We start from the raw sequence: 25534 nt of genomic DNA on the forward strand, positions 1-25534 counted from the left end.
TCTCGTATTCTCCAGACGGATATCCTCGCCTTCAATCAGCTCGGCATTCAGATGTCCCATCCGGAAGGGCATCGTGTTTCCCTTAAAACCGCCGAGACGCTCTGACCTCGGCTTCCGGATGCTGTGACAGTTCATCTCTGTACTCCACTTGCCGAATCTCGCACCCTTTGCCTAGGATCACCCGGTTACCGCGGACGATATCGGCTTCAACATACTCGAGATCAAGGACATCGCCTTCAATAATACGAGCCTCCAGCCGTGTTCCCCGTAAAGGCAAGGACAGCATTTCCCAGAGCCGCTTCCCTTTTTTGCGGACCGTTATCCGGTCTCCAACGATTTCCTGTGCAAGGCAGCGGCCCAATACTCGGATATCCGCTGTTCCAACATGCAGGCGGCCATCGATCTTAAATCCCCCTTGCAACGTGGCGGATTCACTCCGCACGTCACCACGGCTTCTCAGGTTTCCGGTGACCTCAAGTTTCTTCGATTCGGAATCTCCGTGAATGCTGCAATGCCCCCCGATAAAGATGGAGCGACTGCGCAATCCATCCTTCAAACTCAGGCTGCCGGCTACATGCAGCTCCTCAGACTCCACAGCCCCCTTAATGGTTCCCGAACCGTTCACGCGAATCGTACGGGCAGCGACGGCGCCACTAACACTCATCGTTCCATTGCCTATTAATTCTCGGCAATCCAGATCTCCATTCACCTGCCCGGCACCGTCAATGCGCACCTTATCGTATTGGCCGCCGCTTGAACTTCCGGTTCCCGTAATCTTCAGATCGGACAGCTTGTCGTCATGTGGTATCATGAGTATCCTCCTCCAGATTTACAAAGTAATCACTATCTATATCTTAACTTCTTCATCACAACAGTTATTTCTACAATAAATGTCCGTCCTCCACCAGGTGGAGTCATAATCTCCCTCTAAGATACCACAACCCCGCTATTCATAGAACAGCCCGATGGCTGAACTTCACCTCGGTCCCAAGACCGAGGCGTTCTCAGGCACTTTATCTCGTCTTTTCCTGCAAATGATGGTTCGGATTTGCTTGGAGTAAGGGAGATTGATTGTGATATGATTCAAATAGGCTCGTTCATTGATCTCTCATTTATTAAAGTGAAAGGGGATACATCATCATGGCTCTTATGCAATGTCGCTTTTACTCGGAGGTACTGGGTCTCAGTACGTCCATGACCGTCATTCTCCCTCAGCAAACCTCTTCGCAGATCGGTATGACCAATCATGCCAAAAGCGGTCTGCATCCGACGCTCTTCCTGCTGCACGGCCTGTCCGACGACGATTCCATCTGGCTGCGCAGAACCTCCATTGAACGCTATGTGGCCGAGATGGGCATTGCCGTCGTGATGCCGCAAGTTCACCGCAGCTTCTATACCGACATGGAATACGGTGGCAAATACTGGACCTTCATCAGTCAGGAGCTGCCGGCCATTGCCCGTTCCTTCTTCCCGTTATCCCACGCGAGGGAAGATAACTTCGTTGCCGGCTTGTCCATGGGCGGATACGGGGCATTCAAGCTGGCGCTCCGCTGCCCGGAATCCTTTGCCGCGGCTGCCAGTTTGTCGGGCGCGCTCGATATGGCGGGTCATATCCGGAGGAATGAGGCCTTGTTTGAACATCAATTAGTCTACGGAGATCAAGATATTACCGGTACCGACAATGACTTGCTGTGGCTGCTTCAGGAAGTCGAACGATCCGAAGGGCCTAAGCCGCTGCTGTATCAATGCTGCGGAACCGAAGACTTCCTCTATGAAGACAATCAAGCGTTCCGCAAAGCCTGCGAAGAAACCTCCCTCGAACTCACCTATCAGGAAGGTCCAGGCGATCATGATTGGGGATATTGGGATACCCACATTCAGGATGTGCTGAAGTGGCTCCCGTTGAAGGCCTGATGAACCTATAGACACATCTGGACGGGCCGGCGGTTCGTTCAACGGTATCTTCCCATATCTTAAAAAAGGTGGATCGGCAAATGTCATGTTTGCCGATCCACCTCTATTTTTTTCACGCCAAGTATTCTATGCCGTTACTCTACATTCCCTTGACGGAGACCCAGCCATTCCTCCGTGACCTGAAGGGTCTGCACGCTGCGATCAATGGCCGCCTTCACTTGCTCGGTTGCCGTGCCGCCGTAAACGTTACGCGCATTGACCACCGTCTCCGGTTGAAGGACGCCATAAATGGAGTCGTCGAACAGCTCCGAGAACTGCTTGAACTCGTCCAGCGTCAGGTCCAGCAGATACTTGCTGTTCTGGATGCAGTACAATACGGTCTTGCCGATCACTTCATGCGCCTGACGGAAAGGAAGTCCTTTGCCCACCAGGAAGTCCGCGATGTCGGTTGCGTTCGAGAAGTCGGTATTCACCGCTTCGCGCATGCGGCCTTTGTTGACCTTCATCGTGGCGATCATCGGCGCGAACAGCTGCAATGCGCCTTCCAGCGTAGCCACCGTATCGAACATGCCCTCTTTATCTTCCTGCATATCCTTGTTATAAGCAAGCGGCAGGGACTTCAGCACGGTGAGAAGACCGATTAGATTGCCGTATACCCGTCCGGTTTTGCCGCGAACAAGCTCAGGCACATCCGGATTCTTCTTCTGCGGCATAATGCTGCTGCCCGTGCAGAACGCATCATCCAGCTCGATGAAGTTGAACTCCGTGCTGCTCCAAAGCACCAGCTCCTCGCTTAAGCGGGACAAGTGCATCATGATGATGGAAGCATCCGAGAGGAATTCCAGGATGAAGTCGCGGTCGCTGACCGCATCCAGACTGTTCTCGTAAACACCATCAAACCCAAGCTGCTCTGCCACGAAATGGCGGTCGATCGGGAACGTTGTACCCGCAAGCGCGCCTGCCCCGAGCGGCAACACGTTAATACGCTTATAGCTGTCGATCAGACGGTCGATATCCCGCTGAAACATGGACACGTAAGCCATCAGATGATGTGCGAACAGAATCGGCTGTGCACGCTGCAGATGCGTATACCCTGGAATAATCGTATCCAGGTTATCCTTGGCTTGTCCGATCAATGCGGTTTGCAGCTCATGCAGCATGCCAGTCAGCGCCACCACGCGGTTACGTAAATACAGATGCATGTCCGTAGCCACTTGATCGTTACGGCTGCGGCCTGTGTGGAGCTTGCCGCCGACAGGTCCGATTTCCTCAATCAGATTCTTCTCGATGTTCATATGAATATCCTCATCCGATACGGAGAACTCGATGCTGCCCTCACGGATGCGCTCCAGCACCTTGTTCAAGCCAGCCTTGATCGTCTCCACGTCTTCGGCCGGCACGATGCCGCATTTGCCCAGCATAGACACATGCGCAAGGCTTCCCTGGATATCCTCTTCGGCCAGCTGCTTGTCAAAACCGATGGATGCCGTATATTCCTCTACCAATGCGTTGGTCTGCTTCGTAAAGCGTCCGCCCCATAACTTGCTCACAACACTTGCCCCTCTCTGTTTAAGGCAGAGGGCCGCTTCCCGCTTAAGAAGTTCCATTCATCCCGGTTGCGCGAGAATCAGCGGAGCTCCCTAGCATGAAACGGCCTTCAGCCTGTTCATTATTGTAAACTTATTGATTCTGGTTCACGCCGGTTGCCACTTTCAAACGCAGTGCATTCAAGCGGATAAAGCCGGTCGCATCGCCCTGATCATAAGCTTGCGTCGGATCGGCTTCCATCGTTGCGATATCCGGGTTGTACAGACTGACCGGACTCTTCACACCTGCGCCGATAATGTTGCCTTTGTACAGCTTCACGCGCACCGTACCGGATACGTTCTTCTGGCTCTCCGTTACCAGCGCTTGCAGTGCCAGACGCTCCGGTGCAAACCAGAAACCGTTATAAACCAAGGTACTATAGCGGGTAATCAGGCTGTCGCGCAGATTCATCACTTCACGGTCCATCGTGATGGATTCCATTTTGCGATGAGCGGTGAACAGGATGGTTCCGCCTGGTGTCTCGTAGACACCGCGGCTCTTCATGCCAACGAAGCGGTTCTCTACCATATCCACGCGACCGATGCCGTGTTTGCCACCCAGCTCGTTGAGCTTCTCCATTACTTGCAGCGGACTCATCGATTCGCCGTTCAGCGCAACGACATTCCCTTGTTCAAACGTAAGCTCGAGGTATTCCGCCTCGTCTGGTGCATCCTCAGGCGATACGCTGAGCAGGTACATATCCTTGCTATCCTCCGCGCTTGCATCGAACCAAGGATCTTCCAGCACACCGCTCTCATAACTGATATGGAGCAGGTTGCGGTCCATGGAGTAGGATTTGGCTGCCGATGCCGTTACCGGAATGCCGTGCGCTTCCGCGTATGCGATCATCTCCGCACGTCCCGGGAAGGAGTTACGGAACTCCTCGATGCGCCAAGGAGCGATTACTTCAATGTCCGGTGCCAAGCCGGCAACGCCCAGCTCAAAGCGAACCTGATCGTTCCCTTTACCCGTAGCGCCGTGCGCAATCGCCGTCGCGCCTTCCGCACGTGCGATATCCACCATGCGTTTAGCAATCAATGGACGCGCGATGCTGGTCCCGAGCAGGTACTGCCCTTCGTACATGGCACCCGCCTGGAACATCGGATAGATGAAATCTGTTGCAAATTCGTCGCGCAGATCGTCGATGTATACTTTGGAGGCGCCTGTCGCCAGCGCTTTTTCCTCAAGTCCGTCCAGCTCTTCCTTCTGGCCGATATCGGCCGTGAAAGCAATGATCTCCGCATCGTAGGTTTCTTTCAGCCACTTCAGAATAACGGACGTATCCAGGCCACCGGAATACGCCAGTACGATTTTTTGTTTTGCCATGGTTAAACTCCCTCTCTTTGTTACTAACAACCCTGTCGTTCATTATACTAAAGATAACGTCCATTAACGCATTTTCATAGAGAATGTTCGTTGCAATTGAATGGCTCTAAGCCATCAAAGCAACCATCAAAGCCTTCTGAGCATGGAGACGGTTCTCAGCCTGATCGAAAATAACGGAATTGGCACCGTCAATCACGCCTTCGCTAACCTCTTCGCCACGGTGGGCCGGAAGACAATGCAGGAACAAGTAATCCGGCTGCGCTGCCTTCACCAGCTCCTCATTCACCTGGTAGTCTGCAAACGCGGCTTCCCGCTGTGCCTGCTCCTCTTCAAAGCCCATGCTTGCCCATACATCCGTATAGATCACGTCCGCATCCTTCGCGGCTTCGATCGGGTCCTGGGTGATCGTGATTTTGCCGCCCGTTTGCGCTGCGATCTCCTCGCTCAGCCTCACGATGCTGGCATCCGCCTCGTAGCCCTTGGGACTGGCCACAGCCACATGCATGCCCATCTTGGCTCCGCCAATCAGGAGTGAATGCGCCATATTGTTGCCATCGCCGATAAAGGCCATTTTGAGGCCTTTTAGCTTGCCTTTGTGCTCCAGCACGGTCTGCAAATCAGCCAGTACCTGACATGGATGCGCCATGTCGCTCAGGCCGTTGATAACCGGAATGGAAGCATATTTCGCCAGGTTGACCACGTTGTCGTGCCCGAAAGTACGGATCATCAAGCCGTCCAGATAACGGGACATCACCTGCGCCGTATCGCTGATCGGCTCGCCGCGTCCGAGCTGAATATCGTTTTTGCTTAAAAAGAGTGCATGTCCGCCCAGCTGGAACATGCCAGCCTCGAACGACACCCGCGTCCGCGTGGACGACTTCTCAAAAATCAAACCAATCGTCTTGCCCTTCAGCGGCTGATAGACTTCGCCGTTCTTCTGCTTGCGCTTGATCTCAATTGCCGAATCGAGCAAGAACTGAATCTCTTCCGTCGAGTATTCGTCCAGCTCGATCATATCCCGCCCTTTCAGGCTCAATTCCTTCACTTGTCCGCTTGCCGCCATATCCTTCAGTCCTCCTTAACCATGCTGTTATTGTCCAAAATGCTGCTGCACGATTCTTCTATGCTTGGCTAACCGCCGTATGCTCATGTATAAGTTCCGTAACAATCGATACCGCCTGGTCGATCTCTTGTTTTGTGACGTACAGATTCGGAAGCAGCCGGATCACATTCGGTCCTGCCGTTACGAACAGCAGCCCGCGGCTCTGTCCTTTTAGTACCAGCTCGCCAACCGGTTCAGCGCATTCGATGCCGATCAGCAAGCCTTTACCCCGGATCGCCTTCACAAAAGGATGACTGCCCAGGCTCTCATTCAGCTTGGTCATCAAATATTCTCCAGCTTCGGCCGCGCGCTGCGGCACGTTGTCCTCCAGCATCGTCTCGATGGTGGCCTGGATGACGGCGCTGGCAATTGGCGTGCCGCCAAACGTCGTGGCATGGCTTCCTGCCGTGAAAGCTTCACGCAAGTAAGCTTTGCCCAGCATCGCACCAACCGGGAACCCGGAACCGAGCCCTTTGGCTACGGTAAAAATATCCGGCTCAATGCCGTAATGCTCGTGCGCAAACAGCTTGCCGGTTCGGCCCATGCCCGTCTGCACCTCGTCGACAATCAGCAGCAGTCCGTGCTTCTTGCACAGCTCAGTAACGGCTTGAAGAAATTCCGGCTCCACCGGATGCACGCCGCCCTCCGCCTGCACCATTTCGATCATGATGGCGGCGGTGTTGTCGTTAATGGCCGCTTCCAGTGCCGGAAGGTCATGCAGCGGAACGCTTTTGAAGCCTGCCGGAAGCGGAAGGAAGCCTTCCTTTACCTTATCCTGGCCGGTTGCCGTCAGCGTAGCCAACGTCCGTCCATGGAAGGACTGCGTAAACGTAATGACCTCGTACCGTCCCGTTCCCTTCACCTTCTGATGGTAGCGGCGCGCCAGCTTAATGGCCGCTTCGTTCGCTTCCGCTCCGCTGTTGCAGAAAAAAACGGAGTCAGCGCAGGTGTTGGCTGTCAGCAGCTCAGCTGCTTTTTCCTGACCGGGAATGTGGAACAGGTTCGAGACATGCCACAATTCATCCAGCTGGGCTTTCAGCTTCTCTTTTACTTTCACCGGAGCATGGCCAAGATTCGTTACCGCCAAACCCGCCATAAAATCAAGATATTTGTTGCCTTGATCGTCCCATAACCAGCTGCCTTCCCCTTTGACCAAGGCGATTGGATATCTGGCATACGTTTGGAACAATGAGCTTTCATTCGCTGCTTTAACACCGCCTGCTGCTGTTTCTTTTCCCATGACCTTCACACACTCCTTTGCATATGGCATTGCTTCATGTTTCAGGTTTGAAACGTCTGCGATAAGAGACATCTACTATGCTTACCCAGCACTGCGAATTCGGATCATTCCTCCGATCCCTGTTGCCCACAGAATTTTATTGAATGATATAAGTTAGGATAAATTCCGTGGACAAAGGGGCCCGCTCCGCTTCTACGGAATGATTCCGCCTTCTCCGTTGAAGTTTTTATATAGTTACGGTTTGTATATCAAGCCGTAACCTGTTCATTCCTTATTACATCCGCACGATGCGCGTTCCCAGCACTTCTCCACCCAACACTCGGCTCAGTACATTCGGCTCGCTTCCGTCCACGATGACAACCTCGCTCACTTTGCCGTGAATGCAGCTGATGGCCGCTCTGACCTTCGGTATCATGCCGCCGTAGATTTCGCCTGTCCCGATCATGTCCTCAATCTCCTGCACCGTCACGGTCGGAAGCACCCGCTTCTCGCCGCCTGCTCCCTTCATGATCCCGGGTACGTCGGTGACAACGATCATCCGGTGTACCCCCAGATGGGAGGCAACGGCACCAGCCGCCGTATCGGCATTAATGTTGTAGCGCTGACCGGACGGATCCACCCCGATCGGTGCAACCACAGGCATGTAGCCCATTTCCAGCACGCCGCTCAGAATTGACGACTTCACAAATGTCACATCGCCGACCCAGCCAACTTCCGCATGGTTCGTTACCGGTTTGGCCTCGATCAGCCCGCCGTCCGAGCCGGACAAGCCGATAGCAGAGCCGCCCACGCTTTGAATCCGCCTTACGATCTGTTTATTGATGGTGCCCGCAAGTACCATCTCCACGACGTCCAGCACATCCTCCGTCGTCTTGCGCAGCCCGTTCACAAACTCGGTCTCAATGCCGAGCTTCTCCAGATTGCCGGAGATCGCGGGTCCGCCGCCATGAACGATGACGGGGTTGACTCCCTTTTGCTGCAGATCCTTTAAATCCTCGAAGAAGCTGTCAGGAAGCGCAGCGAGCGTGCTGCCGCCGCATTTCATGACAAACGTATCTGCCCCTGCTGTTTGGACCGGCAACGTATCCTTTTGATCGATCGTGCTCTTCATATCCGTCTCCTCCGTCCTACTGATTATTTATCTACGTACGATAAGCCGCATTAATGCGGACATAGTCATAAGTTAAATCACAGCCCCAGGCCGTAGCCGAGCCATTTCCGATATGCAGCTTCACGTCAATATCCACGGTATCACCCTGGAGGTAAACCAGAGCCGCATCTTCGTCAAAAGCAACGGGCCTTGACTGCTCCAGCACCGAGATCGGACCGATGGCAATATCCACCGTCTCCGGATTGACCGGACGGCCCGCACGGCCGACAGCCGCAATAATGCGTCCCCAGTTAGCATCTGCGCCGAACACCGCAGATTTGACCAGGCTGGAGCCAATGATCGTCTTGGCGATGGCTTGCGCGTCATCGTCGCTTTCGGCGCCGTTTACGCGAACCTCGATCAGGCGGGAAGCTCCCTCTCCGTCACGTGCAATCGCCTTCGCTAGCTGCTGGCACACATAATGGAATCCGGCTGCAAATGCATCCCAATCCGGATGCTCCGGCGATAGGGCCTCATGCCCTGCCAGGCCGCTGGCCATCGCAACCAGCATATCGTTGGTGCTTGTATCCCCATCCACCGTAATCATATTAAAGGTCAGGTTAGTCGATTGGCGCAGCAGCAGCTGCAGCGCATCCTGACCAATGACCGCATCTGTCGTCATGAATCCGAGCATGGTCGCCATGTTCGGATGAATCATCCCCGACCCCTTCGCCGTTCCGGCGATAGTCACCTTCGTACCGTTAACTTGTACGGTGACGCAGGCTTCCTTTTTCACGAGATCGGTTGTCAAAATCGCCTGGCTGAAGCTTTCAGCCCCCTCGCTTCCGCCGCTGAGTCGTGCAGGCAGGCCGGCGATACCCGAGGTAACGCGGTCCATCTTCAGCAGTTCCCCGATGACTCCCGTTGAGGCGACAGCCACATCGTTCTCTTCCAGATCGAATTGTGCAGCCGTGCTAGCTCGCATCGTATAAGCATCCTCTTCACCCTGCTTACCTGTACAGGCATTGGCATTCCCGCTATTGACGACGATCGCGCGAAGCTTACCGTCCTGCAGGCTTTCACGCGTCACCTTCAGTGGTGCCGCTTGAATGAGGTTTGTCGTATATACAGCAGCCGCCACAGCAGGCACGTCACATACGATGACGCCCAGATCATTACGGTCGGTCTTCTTAAGTCCACAGTGGAGTCCAGCAGCTTTAAAGCCTTGCGGCGTTATGATGCTGCCCCCATCAATAATCGCAAACATATTCTCTCCCATGTCTGTATCCCCAGCCGCTTACGGATAAATCGGCGTAAACGTAAGTCCGAGGCTCTCCTCCCATCCCATCATCAAATTCAGGTTCTGGATCGCTTGCCCGGCCGCACCCTTCACCACGTTATCTATGACCGATATAATGGTCACTCTGTTCGTACGCGCATCCACCGCAAATCCGATATCACAGTAGTTGGAGCTGCTGACTTCTTTTGTCGCAGGCCATACGCCCAAATCACGGATTCTCACAAACCGGCGGTCCTTGTAATACTGGCGATACAGCTCAATAAAATCCTCTTCCGTATAAGGGCCATTCAGCGTGGCATACATGGTGGTCATGATTCCCCGCGTCATCGGGACCAGATGGGTCGTAAAGGTAACGGTGATCGGTTCACCCGCTACCTGAGTCAATACCTGCTCAACCTCGGGAATATGCTGGTGCTTATTCACCTTATAGGCTTTGAAGTTCTCGTTGATCTCGGCATAATGCGTCATCAAACTCGTTCCCCGGCCTGCACCGGACACGCCGGATTTGGCATCGATAATAAGGGAAGAGGCATCAATCCATCCCGCGCTAATTGCCGGAATCAGCCCGAGCAGCGTCGCTGTCGGATAACAGCCCGGATTGGAGATGAAATCCACATCGCGGACCTCCTCGCCAAACACTTCGCATAGGCCATATACAGCCTTCTCCAAAAGTTCCGCACTCGGAGCCGTGTGCTTATACCACTGTTCATACACTGCTCCGTCCTTCAAGCGAAAATCTCCCGAGAGATCAATGACCTTCAGGCCCGCATCCAGCAGCTCTGGCACCAGCTTGGCACTAACGCCCGAAGGTGTGGCCGCGAACACCAAGTCCGCCACCTCCGCGATTTCCGCTGGATTAACACCATCCAGGTTCCGGGTCATGATATTCGTCAAATGTGGAAAACCGTCCGATATCGGTACGCCTGCAGTCGATGAAGAGATTACCGATGTAATCTCAACGCGCGGGTGTGCTTGCAGCAACCGGATCAGTTCCACGCCACCATAACCGGTAGATCCAACAATAGCAACTTTTACTGTGTTTGTGTCCGTCATTTATCCTCATCCCTCTCCCCAAGGAACAGCCAAAGGACCTTATGCAAGGTCCCATTCATCCATTCCCTTCATCTCTACGTCATGCCCATCCGTTTCCATCCTCCGATCGATTCACATTGCCCCCTGAGCTCTGCCCTTGACGTGGTAAGCCATAGAAATCAAGTGACTGCTGATGCTCTTGATATGGTTTTCCATCGTGAAGCAGTCAGGCTAGTGATGATCTTGTTCGGAAGTATTCTGTCTCCTGCATTAAAACGACGCTTTCGTCATAGGTATTCATTGACTTTATCCGTCTCATAAATATGTATTATTATACGACTGTATTCATATAAATACAATGGATTATTCAAATTTGGTCCCCATTTGCAAATGAATACCAATCGCCTTCAATGTCTAAAGAGTCGATTCATATTCCTCTTTTAGAATGGAATACAATTTGAGGTCCCAATGCTGACCCTTGATCTTGATCCCCTTCCTCAACGTCCCCTCATAGGACATGCCGATCTTCTCCATGACACGCTGAGAGCCGATGTTCCCTTCTATGCAACGAGCTTGGATGCGTACAAGATCCATTTCGCCAAATCCGAGTTTCAGTAACGCGGAGGCTGCTTCCGTCATAAGGCCTTGTCCCCAACAATCCCGCGCAAGTACGTAACCGATCTCCGCACTCTGCTGTTCGGGCTTCCACCACACAAAATCCACCGTCCCCACCAAACGCCCGCTCTCCTTCAGCTCGATCCCCCAAGGGGCAATATCATGCTTGGCATACTGGACTAGTATAAACTGGATGAATTTCTTACTGTCATCGATCGAGCGATGGGTTTCCCATGTCACGTACTTGGCAACCTCATCATCAGAGGCATAGGCATACATCTGATCCGCATCCTGCATCGATATTCTGCGAAGCCGCAGGCGCTCGGTTTCCAGCACCGGCAAATTAGAAAAGATCTGTTCGATTTCCACAATCCTCCACCCCCTGAACAATATTAGATACCATTATATGCTCTTTACTAGAAAAATAAAGGAAAATTCAAGGTCATCGATCAGCCCCCACCGAAAAGCCGATTCCATTAGAAAAACGACTATCGGAATCCTTCACAAATGACAGACCGCGTTTAGAGGGAGTTTTGCTTACAATTACCGAATGGTTCAGCTTTACTGAAACCTTATCGATTCTATAATTCCACAAAAAAGAGACGGTGATATACACCGCCTCTTCGTGTGTCGAGAACCTCTCGACATCGCTTCTATTGTGTTACGCCTTAATATTGCGGAAGCCTTCACCCAATACCTCATGGGCATTACTAATGATGACAAACGCATTCGGGTCCACCGATTGCACCACCGTTTTCAGACGGGGAATTTCACTTTGTCCGACTACGACCATCAGAACTGTCCGGTGTTCACCCGTATAGCCGCCCTCTGCGGTCAGCTTGGTTAATCCACGGTCAAGATCCTCGAGAATGGCCTTCGTTATCGGCTCCGTATGATCGGATATAATGTAAGCCACCTTGGTGAAGCTAAAGCCCAGCTCAATGGCATCAATCACTTTGCCTGTCACGTACAGTCCAATGAGAGCATACAACGCCTGCTCCAGCGACAACACGAGGGCTGCCGAGGAGATCACAATCGCATCCAAGAGCACGACGCAGACGGAAAAGCTGAGGCCGCTGTATTTTTGCAAAAGCTGAGCCACGATGGTCAATCCACCAGTTGAACCCCTGCCGCGATAGACCAGCCCCATCCCGATTCCGACGCCGATCCCGCCATAGATGGAAGCCAAGAGCGGATTGGAGGTTGGAATCGGCCAGTCCTTGGTCAAAAAGACGAACAACGGCAAAATCACGCTTCCCAGCAGGGAACGGATACCGTAATCGCGTCCAAGGAGCCAGAAGCCAAGCACAAACAAAGGGATATTCAGCGCCCACTGTGTAAAGGCCGGTTCAATGCCGAGCCATGCTTGCGCAAGAACGGACAATCCGGACACACCGCCAGAGGCGATGTGGTTGGGCAGGAAAAACAGGTTAAATGACAGTGCCATAATAAAGGAGCCGATGATGATAAAAACGGTGTCCACCGTCTGTCGAAGGGGACCGTTGATCGGAATCAGGGGTTCTCTTTTTCTTTTGTTAATCGATGGATTACCAGCGGATTGCGCCATAGCTCTTCAAATCTCTCCTCAACGTCCTACTCGACTTCCAGCTTGATCTGACTGCGCAAATATCCATCGATAAAAGCATCCAGATCCCCGTCCATGACGGCTCCTATATTACCGGTCTCCACCTGTGTACGATGGTCTTTCACCATGCTGTACGGATGGAATACATACGAACGGATCTGGCTGCCCCATGCGATGTCGGACTGCTCGCCGCGAATTTCCGCCAATTCCCTCTGCTGCTCTTCGATCTTGCGCTCATAGAGCTTGGAACGAAGCATGGTCATCGCACGCTCACGGTTCTTGATCTGGGACCGTTCATTCTGGCAGGTTACAACCACTCCTGTTGGCAAGTGAGTGATCCGTACGGCCGAGTCCGTCGTATTGATATGCTGACCACCGGCACCGCTAGCACGGTAAGTATCAATCTTCAGGTCCTCCGTGCGGATGTCCAGTTCAATCTCATCATTAATCTCAGGAACGACGTCACAGGACACAAATGAGGTATGGCGACGGCCGGAAGAATCGAACGGGGAGATCCGAACCAGGCGATGCACCCCTTTTTCAGCCTTCAAATACCCATAAGCATTGTAGCCCTTAATGAGCAGTGTCACGCTCTTAATTCCCGCTTCATCCCCGGGCAGGTAATCCAGTGTCTCCACCTTGAAGCCGCGTTTCTCCGCCCAACGCGTATACATGCGATGCAGCATTTGGCCCCAGTCCTGAGACTCGGTTCCTCCCGCGCCCGGATGCAGCTCAAGGATGGCATTCATTTTATCGTAAGGCTGGTTCAACAGCAGTTGGAGTTCAAACTCTTCTACACGTCCAACCAGGTCCTTGATCGTTTCCCCGATTTCTCCTGCAAGGGAGTCATCGCCTTCTTCATCCGCCAGCTCGATCATCACGACGGCATCATCGTAATCCACCTGCAGCTTCTGATAGTGATCCACCGATGACTTCACGGCATTCATCTCGGTAATAAGCGCCTGAGCCTTCTCATTGTCATCCCAGAAATCCGGGGCTGCCATCTTCTCCTCAAAGTTCTCAATCATCTCCTGCTTTAAACTTAAGTCAAAGAGACCCCCTAAGATTGGTTAGTTTCTTGCTAATTTCACGCAGGTCCTGCTTCACACTTGGATCGATCATGAGTCCTCGTCCTTTCTTATCTACATGTAATAATTTCAGTATACCCTCTCCTGCATGGAAAACGTTCCATTTAAGAGAAAATCCACGTCACATCGCTTCACAAAATATTTCGCTGTTTATTCAGATAAACTCCCTTAAACGCAGCAGTGATTTCGGATCACGGTGGAATAGACCACCACAGTCACCCGGTTCATCTGCCGCTCTTAAGGGAGTTGAAAAGTTTGCGCCCATAACCTGGACGGGCTATATAAGGATGATCGAAGTTTACAGTAATGCTGATCAAATTCGATCATCTCAAGAAGAAAAATATCCTCTAAACGCGGTCTTGCTTCTGTGAAAACACATCGATAGATGCTTTTCTTCTATCCATCGCCACTTGGCTAGATTGCTTAAGCGTTCTGTCCATGGCAGTGCTTATACTTCTTGCCGCTGCCGCAAGGACATGCATCATTCCGGCCGATCTGTTCAGCCACCTGGACCGGGCGCTTCTCGGCAGGTTCGCTGCTGCTGTTCGTGGAGACTTTATTCTCGTCCACAACGGCTTGACGCTCCTGATTCGTTGCGATTTGGGCCTTCATGATGTACGTCGCCACTTCTTCCTGGATTGTTGCAATCATGGCATTAAACATCTCGAAGCCTTCGAATTGGTATTCGCGAAGCGGATCGGTACCGCCGTATGCACGGAGGTGGATACCTTGACGCAACTGGTCCATCGCATCGATATGATCCATCCACTTGCTGTCCACCGAACGCAGCACGATAACTTTTTCGAACTCGCGTACCATTTCTTCGCCGATGGCTTGCTCACGCTGTTCGTACTTCTTCATCACGCGCTCGAAGATATACTCGGTAATCTCTTCTGCTTCTTTGCCCCATAGATCTTCGCGAGTGACGGAACCTTCGTCCAGCAGCTTGCTGTTGACGTAGTCTGCCACTTCTTGCAGTTCCCAGTTCTCCGGAATATCATCGCTGCAGTGAGCCTGCACAACACGATCAATGACCGGCTTAATCATCTCTACAACGATTTGCTTAATGTCTTGGGACTCCAAGATCTCGCGGCGCTGTTTGTAGATGATCTCACGCTGTTGGTTCATGACGTCATCATATTGGAGAACGACTTTACGCATGTCGAAGTTGTTGCCTTCTACCCGCTTCTGCGCGGATTCAACCGCACGGGTAATCATTTTGCTCTCGATCGGCTGATCTTCTTCAAAACCAAGACGGTCCATCATATTCAGCACGTTGTCTGTACCAAAACGTTTCATCAGCTCATCACCGAGGGACAGGTAGAACTGAGTTGACCCCGGGTCACCCTGACGACCGGCACGACCACGCAACTGGTTATCGATCCGGCGCGATTCGTGACGTTCTGTACCGATAATGTGAAGTCCGCCAATATCCTGTACGCCTTCACCAAGCAAAATATCCGTACCGCGTCCAGCCATATTTGTCGCGATCGTTACCGATCCCGGCTGACCGGCGCGTGAGATGATTTCCGCTTCCTCCGCATGGTACTTCGCATTCAGAACTTTATGCTGGACGCCTTTGCGCTTCAGCAGCTCCGATAAACGCTCGGAGTTCTCAATGGAAACTGTACCTACCAGAATTGGTTGGTTCTTTTTGTGACGTTCTACGATCTCCGCTACAACCGCCTTAAACTTGCCCTCTTCGCTCTTGTAAACCACATCCGGCATGTCGACACGCTGATTCGGTTTGTTCGTAGGAATTTGCAGCACTTCAAGACCATAAATCTTCTTGAATTCTTCTTCCTCGGTTTTCGCCGTACCAGTCATACCTGCCAGCTTGCGATACATCCGGAAGTAGTTCTGGAAGGTGATCGTTGCAAGGGTCATACTCTCGTTCTGAACCTCGATGCCTTCCTTCGCTTCAATCGCCTGGTGGAGACCGTCGCTATAACGGCGTCCAGCCATCAGACGTCCCGTGAATTCGTCAACGATAACCACTTCGTCGTCGGTAACAACGTAATCCACATCGCGGCGCATGATCACGTTCGCTTTCAGCGCTTGAACAATGTGGTGGTTCAATGTTACGTGGTTATGGTCATACAGGTTGTCGATACCGAAAGAACGCTCCGCTAGTGCCACGCCTTTTTCGGTTAGGGCCACGGATTTGACCTTAATGTCTACCGTATAATCCTCTTCCGCAGTTAGACGCTTCACAAAGCGGTCGGCTGCAAAATACAGCTCCGTCGATTTCTGAGCTTGTCCCGAGATGATGAGCGGCGTACGTGCTTCGTCAACCAGGATGGAGTCCACTTCATCAATGATACAGAAATAGAGCGGACGCTGAACCATCTGCTCTTTGTAGAGGACCATGTTGTCCCGCAGATAGTCAAAGCCGAACTCATTGTTCGTACCATACGTAATATCGCAAGCATACGCCTGCTGTTTATCCGGGTGTTCCATACCGCTCAGGTTAACCCCGACCGTCATTCCCAGGAAATTATATATTTGCGCCATCTCTTGGCTATCACGCTGCGCCAGATAATCATTGACCGTTACAACGTGAACACCTTTGCCAAGCAGGGCATTTAAGTAAACCGGCAGCGTACCTACAAGGGTCTTACCTTCACCGGTCTTCATCTCTGCAATTCTGCCTTCGTGGAGAGCCATTCCTCCAATCAGCTGCACGTCATAGTGACGCTTGCCAAGTGTCCGTCTGGAAGCTTCACGAACTGTCGCAAACGCTTCAGGAAGCAATTCCTCCAGCGTCTCACCTTTCTCGATCCGTGCACGGAACTCTTCGGTTTTGGCTTGCAGCTGCTCATCGGAGAGCTTCTCAAAATCCGGTTCCAGTTTGTTGATTACATCGACCGTCTTCATGAGACGTTTGACATCACGCTCGTTGGTGTCGCCGAAAATCTTTTTGACAAGTCCTAGCATGGTTAACCCCTTTCGTGCAAAACAAGTGATAGAATCAACTTCATTAAATGCCAAAGGGTTAAATGATGAAATCGATTCATTGATTCCTTATGATGGTCCCATTTGATGCAGGCTAAAAAGCCCGTCCCATAAAATGAGGGTTTGCATAAATTGTAACAGTTTGTAAGGGATGCCGCAACAATATGTGCTACCACAAGAGATGTCTGTTACGTGAAGCCCTACTCTATGAGACGCGGGAAGGCTCAAAAAAGTTGCGTCGAGCATTTACCCAGCTTTAAACAATGGAATTATATTCATTTCACAAACAAAACATCACATCTAAATAAGTGTGAAATATTCATCTCCCATTGTCCAGAAATAACAAAGACTCCGCCCCGGTGATGCTGTTCAATCATGGCTAACCGAACGCGAATCCTCTTATATAGGAAGTCCTTAAGACGTTATACTGGAGCTGTTTAAGAAACGGCCCTGAAGTCCCCTATAAGTCGTCTCATTAAAATAATGGTTGCACTACTCAACATACTCTGATGGGTTTACCATCAAATACCACCATCTTTACGATGCCTACCGCATCAAAAACGTATATATCCAAATAAAGAGCCCCACCCGCTTACACGGATGAAGGCTCATCTTACATTTCAATTTCATTTCACCATTTTAAAATTCGAATCGGGTCCAGCTACTTCTGCATTCCGCTTGGAATGCCGCTTAAGCTTAATCCCGCTCGATCAATCCGTACTTGCCGTCATCACGCTTGTAAACGACATTTACTTCCTGTGTGTCAATGTTGGAAAATACGAAGAAATTATGGCCTACCATGTTCATCTGCAGGATCGCTTCTTCCACGTCCATCGGCTTCATGGTAAAACGTTTCGTACGGACAACTTCGTAACTGTCATCGTCATACTCGACTTGCTCTGCCTCCATCTGACTGGTTGCCGCTGCACCGTTCGTCGCAATGAGCGTTTTCAATCCGCCCTCTTGTCTGATCTTACGGTTCAGCTTGGTTTTGTGCTTGCGAATCTGACGTTCCAACTTGTCCACAACAGCGTCAATGGAAGCGTACATATCGTCGCTTCGGTCTTCCGCACGCAGTACCACGCCTGTGAGCGGAATGGTCACTTCCACTGTGTGCAATCCTCGAATGACATTCAGTGTGACATATCCTTCAGAGGTGGGGGGTGCATCAAAATACTTATCTAGCCTGCTGAGCTTCTTGTCAACATAGTCCTTCAAAGCATCGGTCACTTCAATTTGTTGACCTCGGATAGTGAATTGCATTGGGCACTCCTCCTTTGCATCTTCATTATAGCATTTTGTTAAGGCTATGTAAAAAGTCAGAGTTGTGAATTTTAGCACAATATTTTTTCAGGGAACGGCGCACAGAAAAAGACTCCGGACAAACCGGAGTCTTGGGCTAGCGAATCTCGAATTGTTAACCATCTATACCGTTTATGTAGGTCGGCTGTGCCGGGATGATTATAATTTGATTACGTTAGCTGCTTGCGGGCCACGAGCGCCTTCAACGATCTCGAATTCTACGGATTGTCCTTCTTCCAGAGTCTTGAAGCCCTCGGATTGGATCGCGGAGAAGTGTACAAATACGTCGCCGCCGTCCTCAGTCTCGATGAAGCCATAACCTTTCTCTGCGTTGAACCATTTCACTTTACCTTGCATGCACTAACATTCCCTTCATTGTCAAATAAAGTGTGACACTAATTGTCCACATTTCCGACTATAGCACCCGCCTTATCCACTGTCAATTACCAAAGAAAAGGTTTTCTTTTGCAAAAAAACCGGAAAAATGTCGACTTGGCTTCAGGACTGAATTGGCGGGCAAAAATAGTTTGCGGACAAAATAGGTTTATGGTTATTTACCCAGGGAGGGTGGGGGTGAAACACAGAATTTTGCAAAGGTTATTTTTGCTATAAAACGAACGCATTTCTATATATTCGAACTTGTATAAAAAAAGGATCCTCATAATCGAGATTATGAAGAACCTACGTTTGTTGATTACCAACATTAAAAGACTGAACATTGATATCAAGTTCATACTCGCTTGCATTTCCTATTGCACTCCAGGTGATTGTATTCTCGCCGACACCAGAAGTAACAGTAATAGTTGGGGCACTTAAAGTAGTCCTAAAAGTCAACGGATCACTCCATTCGCTATCCCCACCTGCATTCTTTGCACGAACACGAATGGTATAATCCTGATCCGGTTGAAGAGAGCTCAGTGTAGCTGTCGCCGTTGTTGGCGAAACCACAATCGTTCCCTTGCGTTCCGCATCATATTTCGTTGCTCCCGATACCGCCGGCCAGCTTAATACGATTCGGTTGCCGGTTGCAGTTCCGGTGATGACACCCGGCTTACTTGGGAACCGTGTTGGCATTGACCACCGGACTCACACACTCACATTCGTATCACTTTTTGCTCTGACTTTGTACGTATGCGCTGTCCCTGGATTTAAACCTGTATGGGTGTATCCAGTCCCTGTCACCGTTACCACCACGCCATCGGCTTCTACCTCATATGCTGTGGCACCTGCAATTTCTGCCCAGCTTTAGGTAATATCTGTCTCGACAGCTGTTTTCGTGACAACCGGTGTCGCCCAACTGACCAGTCACTTTCATTCCCAGCACTTACAGCTCTGACTTTATATATACTCTTTGTTAGGTACGACATTATTTATAATAAACTCGGTAGCATTTCCAACAGAAGTCATTACTCCATCAATCTCAACCTCATATGAATTTGCACCATTAACTGCATCCCAGTTAAATTGAAGTGTCGATGAAGTTACAGCATGGGTTACTACAGGAGTTGTGAGTTTAGTCTTGTAATTAATATAATCGCTCCAAGGGCCCTGTCCCATGCTATTTACTGCTCTTACGCGTACTTGCCCACTGGTATCTGGCAATAGATCATTTAGGCTAATAGAATTTGATTCAGGGAATATCATCCATTACAACAATAATTTCCCTCAGTTCGATTATCGGAAAGACATCAAAATAAATTAATAGTCTAATATATATTTTTTTGGATAAGGATGGATGATCTTCTAAACTAAGTGTTCATTTATTTTATCTAATGCAGGTAAGAAATTGTAATTTGCACTCTTCCTATAATGTTCTAGCGCCAAGTTATGATCACCTAAAACTTCATAGTAAACTCCAAGATTATACAAAGCTCGATATGATCCCACTCCCTCCACCGTCTCGAAATTTCTAGACGTAACCTCTCCTAATTCGTAACACATTTCAAACACTTCTTTTATTTCCTGAAACTTTTCAATGGCCCCTCTCTCTATCAATGAGACACCATATAGATAATATAAATCCGTATATTCTGGATAAAATTCAATAGCATCATTGATCAACATATCTAAACTCTCAAATTCTTTCTGGAACAATAAGCAATAACCATATGAAAGAAACACAGTTGATAAATATGAAGGCAATTCTTGCACATTTGCTAATAATGTTAACGTTGATTCGAAATAATCGATAGCATCCTGATACTTCTTATTAACATATAAGGTTTGTGCCATTTGATAGTTCAAATATGGAGAATCAGGTTCCGAAAGCAGTTGTTTTATTAATAAGTCTATATTTCTATCAATTTTCTTCTTGTTTTCAATCTCCTTGCGTGAGTAACCATAATGATGAATAATTAAATCCGTAAAAAATATTTGGTTATTTTCCTGTCCCAAGTACAGCAATTGCTCATGAATTATCCCTGAATAACTATATTTCTTATTATTTGGAAAAATACGAATTACTTCTGAAATAACACAGCCTGTATCTATATGATTTTTTAAAATCACTTTTGCTGGATTACTACTTTTATTAGAAATGTATTCACTGAGTACATTGAACGATTGATATTCAAGCACCTCATCAGCATCAATTACTAGAATATACGGTTGGGTTGCTAAACTTAAAGAGTAATTTCGGGCAGCTGAAAAGTCATCATTCCATTTAAATTCATGAAACTTAATATTCAACTTTTCAAGAATTTTTTTCGTATCATCTTCAGAGCCCGTATCCACAACTATAATCTCTTCAACAACTGGGAGTATGGACTTGATGCATTTTTCGACATGCTCGCATTCGTTTTTAACAATAATACACGCCGAAATTGGTAGTTTTGCTTTATTCATGAAACTGGATCCTTCATCATATGTTGTCTATCTTTCAGTAATGAAGCTATATGTGCCAATGAAGTAAACCCATTTGAATCCATCATCTCCATGACACTATTCAAATAAGTGGCATTATGCTCTATTGACCGTACAAAGGATTGTATAATTTTAATCGCTAAATCTTGATTTAAACCTTTATAGTGACCAGAGATACCTATAAAATGCACTTTCAACATTGAAAAGATTATCGACATCTTTTTGTACTGTTTAAATATATCTCCACCATTAGGATGTGGAAACATACTTTCGAACATATAATTCACAACATAATTTTCAAAAATATACTCATTTTTCAAATAAAATGGCATAAAGTAATTTTCATAATTAAATAAGTAAGTTTCCTCTAGATCTTCATACTTATATTCTTTCTGGTTGTCAAGTTTAAACCCTTTAACCATATCATTTAGGCATTCAATATATCTATCGTTAGTTAGCCCTGCATTTTTTCGAATCGTTATTAACTTAATGATCGTCTGTATCTGAAGAGATATATTATCGTGTATTGTAGTTAATCTATTCATGTAGTCTATATCGTTCATTTTATATCTAAATTCTTTAACTATTGATGGAATAGCCTCAAATTGTTGTTTAGATACGTGTTCTTGCATTTTATTTACAAATAACCCTAGTAAAATCAGTCTATCGCTTAATTGAACTTTGCGGTCTTGGACTACATCGATCGCAAATTCACGTACATCCCAAAATGAGTATTTCTCACTCGCAGTCCCTGCCAATCTACTCATCAATTGCCATTGCTCATTGATTTCCTCTTCTTTTCTTTCAAAATATATTCCTTCTGGATTTAACAGAGCAAGCCGTGCTGCCTCCGGGCAAGATAATTTTGCAGATAATTCATATTCACGATCCCGCTTGTTAAACATTCTAGGATAGGTTGAGCATACTGGAGATAACATTGATTCTCCTAAATTCAACTGAATAGAACACAAATTGTTTTCTTCAAGCATTGGACATCGCTTATTCTCAACCATCTTGAAATAAGCATATTTGGAATCGCTGGATGAATCATTTTTTATACGTTTGACCCCTTTTTCTAGTTTTCCTTTAAGCTTCAGATTTTTAATATTTTTATAAGATTTATATGTCTTTTTATCTATGGTCACTTGCCAACCTATACAGCAGCTATCTTCACAAGCACTTCCGATACATGAAAATGAGTTCATGAATGTCGGCATTAGAACAATCTCTTTCATTTCTCTTTCCTCCCACAACATACTGCTTTCTTTACACATATATCGTCTAATCTATTCCTTAATATTATAGTAGATAAAAAAAGGTATTAGAGGATCTAACTAGATCCCCTAATACCTTACTCAAAGAAATTATTTATATTCAAAATTTACCGAGTTACTTACCTTCCCATCAGGGTTTACGACACTAACCTGAATGATACCAGGTGTTGGTGATGAAGGTACTGTTATCTTTAGACGGCTACTATTTACATATTGCGGAGTAATAATATTCCCACCAAAATCTATAGAAGCACCGTTTTGATACGCGGATCCATCAATGTACATTATATAACCGCCAGCTGTTGATCCACTCGTTACTGTAAGCTTGGTTATAGATGGTGCCGGTACTAGTGGGGGAGCATCATAAGTAAATTGAGCCGTAGCATTTAATCCGGACGGATTCGATAAGACGACCGGTACTGTTCCGGATACTGTTCCAGGAGGTGTAACAATCCGAATCCTAGTAGCATTTACATATGTAAATGCTAGAGGCTGACCATTAAATGAAACAGTCAATGCTGGGTCGAAATTCGTACCATCCACATACACCGAAGTATTTCCTGCCAATGGTCCATTGGATGGGGTCAATTTACTAATTGTAATTTGTGGTTCTTCATAGGTAAAGCCATTCGGCAATGTATTTGATTGCCCATCAGGGTTAATAATCGTTACATCAACCGGACCAGCTGTTGTTGATGCAGGTACACGAACCTTAACTTTAGAAGCACTAACATAAGAATATAAATTAAGCTCGATGGATCCAATAATTACCTTGGCATTCTTTTGAAAATCCGAGCCATTTATATCAATAATATAATTGCCTGCCTTTGACCCAGAGTTTGGAGATATCGTCGTTATGGCCGGTGCCGGAATAATAATTGGTGGATCATATGAATAACCATTCAATTTTTCCGCTGAATTTTGGTCTGGATTAACTACCTTAACATTTACGTATCCTTCTACAGTTGCAGCTGGGGCTGTAATCTGTAATCTGCTTGCACTAACAAACTTAGTTTCTATCTCCTGATCATTAAAGTATACCTTTGCTCCATCTTTATAATTTTGCCCATCAACATATACTCTATTTCCACCAACAAAAGGACCATTGCCAGGTATAATAGAAGTTATGACGGGATCGGGCTCAGAAGGTGGGGTTAAGTATTCAAAACCCTCATTCTTAACCGAAGATTGTTGATCTGGATTAACGATCGTTACATTTACCTTTCCAGGTGCCGTCCACTGAGGAGTTATAACTCGTACTCTTGTTTCGTTAACAAATGTTACATTCGTTAGTTCGGTATCATTAAAAAATACTTTTACACCATTTTGAAAATTCAATCCATCAACAAAAACAGAATCCCCACCTATAAGTTTCCCTTCTGCTGGAGTTATTTTTACGATTGATGGAGCTGGTGGCGGTGGTGGAGCAATATAGGTATAAGCAAGAGGTAAAATTACCGAGTAGCCATCAGGGCTTTCAACTCTAATATCGACTGTTCCTGCATCTGTTCGGGAAGGCGCTGTAACTAACATCTTCACGATACTAGAATATTTATAATCAGATCCCTCTATGTCACCAAAGAAAACCTTTGTACCAGGTTGAATCAAGGTACCATTGACTGCTATCGTCTCTCCACCTTTTGTGGATCCTTGGTCTGGAGTAATAGAAGTAACCGTCATCTTTGGGAGTTCGTTGTAAGTAAATGACTGTGGTAAGCTAGCACTTCTCCCGTCGGGATTTTCAACTATGACATCGACTGTTCCAGGTTTAACACCAGCCGGAGTCACTGCAGAGAGATACCCACTATGGTTAAACGTAACCTTTGGAGAATAGCTTTCGCCAAATTTTACTTTAGCATCTTTTAAGAAAGAACTGCCCCTAACTTGAACAGTTGTGTTGCCATCAAGCGGTCCATTATTAGGTGAAATCAATGTGATCACTGGGTCATCATAATACGTATATTTATCAATTGCAGTTTGTCCATCGGTATTAACAAGTTTAAGTTCCGCAATACCTTGATATCCTGGTGGAACAACTGCCTTAACCTCGTTTGGACTGAGATACTGTATCTGAGAAGAAAAAGTACCTGCAAATGAAACCTTAGGATTTTCTCTAAAATGTTCTCCTGTGATGGTAATCTCATTTCCTCCAGTTACCTTACCCTCATTAGGAGCAACAGAAGTTATAACTGGAGCAGGGTAATTAACTGTAACATTAGGATTAGGTATGGCTGTCTTTTTGGATGCACCAGCGTAATCCTTATATGTAATTTCTGATCCCGTTGCATTAACAGGAAGTACACCTACAGGGCTTCCAGTTTTGTGTCTGATTTTGTAGGAGAAAGATAGAGTGTCTAACTTGAGCTCTAAAAATTTCCAAGTTAAAGTATTACCCTCAATAGTCGGTCGAGGTATATTATGATTATACGAGTCTGGTACGATTTCAAAATTACTTGAAATCGTATCCTTTACTACCACATCATATGCACTCGCAAGTCCAATTTCCCGTACGATTGCAGCATATATCTCGGATAATCCAACTGATCCCAATACAAAATGATGATGATGTGAAGTAGTAGCCATATCCATTAAGAGTTTATTAGGTCCACTCGTATCTGGATTATCATTAGCACCGAGAAGGGCAATTGTATAGAAAACTATCCTTGCTTCTTTAGCTTCATTGGCTTTATCTAGAGCATACTGGTAAGGATTTGGAGATGGAATTGTAGCATCACCATCAGTAAGAAGAACGATTACCGGTTGCGCACCTTCACGATGATTCTGTAGCATTTCCCTAGCCTTAGTAATGGCGTCACCAGTAGCTGTACCTCCCCTGGCATTAATGGTAGAGATATAACTCTTAGCGGCATTAGAGTCAGTAGTTAAATCAAATGAATTTGATGCATCACTGTAATCAACTATTCCCACTCGATGCTTAGAAAAATCCATTAGATCTATAAAACCCTTTGCAGCACTTTTGGCGTGCTCCATTTTTTCTGTACCCATACTACCTGATTTATCAATTATAAGCACGACATCATTAGGCAACACCACGTTAACAGGGGGAGTGCCCGTTATATTGAGTTTTACTTCAACTTCTTCCCCTTCCAATATCTTCGTTGGGGATACAGTTTTTGTTACTGTTACATAATTATCAGCCGCATATGTTGTTAGTGGTTCAATTGCCATACCAGTAACAAAAATAATCATTGCAAGCAAACTGATGAACCAACGTTTATGATTCATATAAGCCCTCCTAATC

The 25534-nt window shown here is 47.7% G+C and carries 19 protein-coding genes; 1 reads left to right on the top strand and 18 read right to left on the bottom strand.

Going from position 1 to position 25534, the window contains the following annotated elements; all coding sequences use genetic code 11:
* Positions 1–82: 82 nt before the first annotated feature.
* Complete coding sequence (locus tag AB4124_RS12445; protein ID WP_098749175.1) at positions 83–811, bottom strand: polymer-forming cytoskeletal protein; 729 nt, start codon at positions 809–811, stop codon at positions 83–85.
* Positions 812–1140: 329 nt separating this feature from the next.
* On the opposite strand from AB4124_RS12445, the gene AB4124_RS12450 reads away from it, so the two are divergent.
* On the top strand, positions 1141–1914 hold the full coding sequence (locus AB4124_RS12450; RefSeq protein ID WP_430186049.1) for an alpha/beta hydrolase: 774 nt from the start codon (positions 1141–1143) through the stop codon (positions 1912–1914).
* A gap of 134 nt (positions 1915–2048) precedes the next feature.
* Here the strand turns inward: AB4124_RS12450 and argH are convergent, their stop codons facing one another.
* From argH to AB4124_RS12535, 17 genes are all read right to left on the bottom strand, one after another.
* Positions 2049–3464: an argininosuccinate lyase gene (gene argH, locus AB4124_RS12455; RefSeq protein ID WP_430109382.1), complete on the bottom strand. Its 1416-nt coding sequence runs from the start codon at positions 3462–3464 to the stop codon at positions 2049–2051.
* 130 nt (positions 3465–3594) lie between these two features.
* The gene (locus AB4124_RS12460; RefSeq protein ID WP_076324035.1) at positions 3595–4827 is read right to left on the bottom strand and encodes an argininosuccinate synthase; all 1233 of its coding nucleotides are present in this window, start codon (positions 4825–4827) and stop codon (positions 3595–3597) included.
* A 106-nt stretch (positions 4828–4933) separates the two neighbouring features.
* On the bottom strand, positions 4934–5890 hold the full coding sequence (gene argF / locus AB4124_RS12465; RefSeq protein ID WP_441973067.1) for an ornithine carbamoyltransferase: 957 nt from the start codon (positions 5888–5890) through the stop codon (positions 4934–4936).
* Positions 5891–5948: 58 nt separating this feature from the next.
* Positions 5949–7169, bottom strand: a complete 1221-nt coding sequence (locus tag AB4124_RS12470; protein WP_441973068.1) for an acetylornithine transaminase — start codon at positions 7167–7169, stop codon at positions 5949–5951.
* Between the two features lie 274 nt (positions 7170–7443).
* A complete protein-coding gene (gene argB / locus AB4124_RS12475; RefSeq protein ID WP_430109372.1) occupies positions 7444–8280 on the bottom strand; it encodes an acetylglutamate kinase in 837 nt (278 codons plus the stop codon).
* A gap of 31 nt (positions 8281–8311) precedes the next feature.
* The gene (gene argJ / locus AB4124_RS12480; protein ID WP_441973069.1) at positions 8312–9538 is read right to left on the bottom strand and encodes a bifunctional glutamate N-acetyltransferase/amino-acid acetyltransferase ArgJ; all 1227 of its coding nucleotides are present in this window, start codon (positions 9536–9538) and stop codon (positions 8312–8314) included.
* An 18-nt stretch (positions 9539–9556) separates the two neighbouring features.
* A complete protein-coding gene (gene argC, locus AB4124_RS12485) occupies positions 9557–10612 on the bottom strand; it encodes an N-acetyl-gamma-glutamyl-phosphate reductase (protein ID WP_441973070.1) in 1056 nt (351 codons plus the stop codon).
* Positions 10613–11005: 393 nt separating this feature from the next.
* Positions 11006–11575 carry a GNAT family N-acetyltransferase gene (locus tag AB4124_RS12490; RefSeq protein WP_430109365.1) on the bottom strand — a complete coding sequence of 190 codons (570 nt, stop codon included), beginning with the start codon at positions 11573–11575 and terminating at the stop codon, positions 11006–11008.
* A 292-nt stretch (positions 11576–11867) separates the two neighbouring features.
* Positions 11868–12773, bottom strand: a complete 906-nt coding sequence (locus AB4124_RS12495; RefSeq protein ID WP_076324026.1) for a YitT family protein — start codon at positions 12771–12773, stop codon at positions 11868–11870.
* 26 nt (positions 12774–12799) lie between these two features.
* Positions 12800–13913, bottom strand: a protein-coding gene (gene prfB, locus AB4124_RS12500) for a peptide chain release factor 2 (protein ID WP_098749186.1) whose coding sequence is annotated in 2 segments (ribosomal slippage) — positions 12800–13840 and positions 13842–13913 — 1113 coding nt in all. Because the reading frame shifts where the segments join, the coding sequence is not laid out codon by codon here.
* A 389-nt stretch (positions 13914–14302) separates the two neighbouring features.
* A complete protein-coding gene (gene secA / locus AB4124_RS12505; RefSeq protein ID WP_441973071.1) occupies positions 14303–16816 on the bottom strand; it encodes a preprotein translocase subunit SecA in 2514 nt (837 codons plus the stop codon).
* 714 nt (positions 16817–17530) lie between these two features.
* Positions 17531–18097 carry a ribosome hibernation-promoting factor, HPF/YfiA family gene (gene hpf, locus AB4124_RS12510; protein WP_076324023.1) on the bottom strand — a complete coding sequence of 189 codons (567 nt, stop codon included), beginning with the start codon at positions 18095–18097 and terminating at the stop codon, positions 17531–17533.
* A gap of 198 nt (positions 18098–18295) precedes the next feature.
* Complete coding sequence (locus AB4124_RS12515) at positions 18296–18493, bottom strand: cold shock domain-containing protein (protein ID WP_009594275.1); 198 nt, start codon at positions 18491–18493, stop codon at positions 18296–18298.
* 324 nt (positions 18494–18817) lie between these two features.
* Positions 18818–19210, bottom strand: coding sequence for a fibronectin type III domain-containing protein (locus AB4124_RS12520; RefSeq protein ID WP_441973072.1), 393 nt, complete (start codon positions 19208–19210; stop codon positions 18818–18820).
* Positions 19211–19879: 669 nt separating this feature from the next.
* A complete protein-coding gene (locus AB4124_RS12525) occupies positions 19880–20980 on the bottom strand; it encodes a glycosyltransferase (RefSeq protein ID WP_441973073.1) in 1101 nt (366 codons plus the stop codon).
* Positions 20977–22233 carry a flagellin lysine-N-methylase gene (gene fliB, locus AB4124_RS12530; protein ID WP_441973074.1) on the bottom strand — a complete coding sequence of 419 codons (1257 nt, stop codon included), beginning with the start codon at positions 22231–22233 and terminating at the stop codon, positions 20977–20979. Before fliB ends, AB4124_RS12525 begins: the two co-directional genes overlap by 4 nt.
* Positions 22234–22362: 129 nt before the next feature.
* Positions 22363–25518 carry an IPT/TIG domain-containing protein gene (locus AB4124_RS12535; RefSeq protein WP_441973075.1) on the bottom strand — a complete coding sequence of 1052 codons (3156 nt, stop codon included), beginning with the start codon at positions 25516–25518 and terminating at the stop codon, positions 22363–22365.
* Between the last annotated feature and the right edge of the window lie 16 nt (positions 25519–25534).

The organism is Paenibacillus sp. 2KB_20 (assembly GCF_052115765.1).
Taxonomy (GTDB): domain Bacteria; phylum Bacillota; class Bacilli; order Paenibacillales; family Paenibacillaceae; genus Paenibacillus_AQ.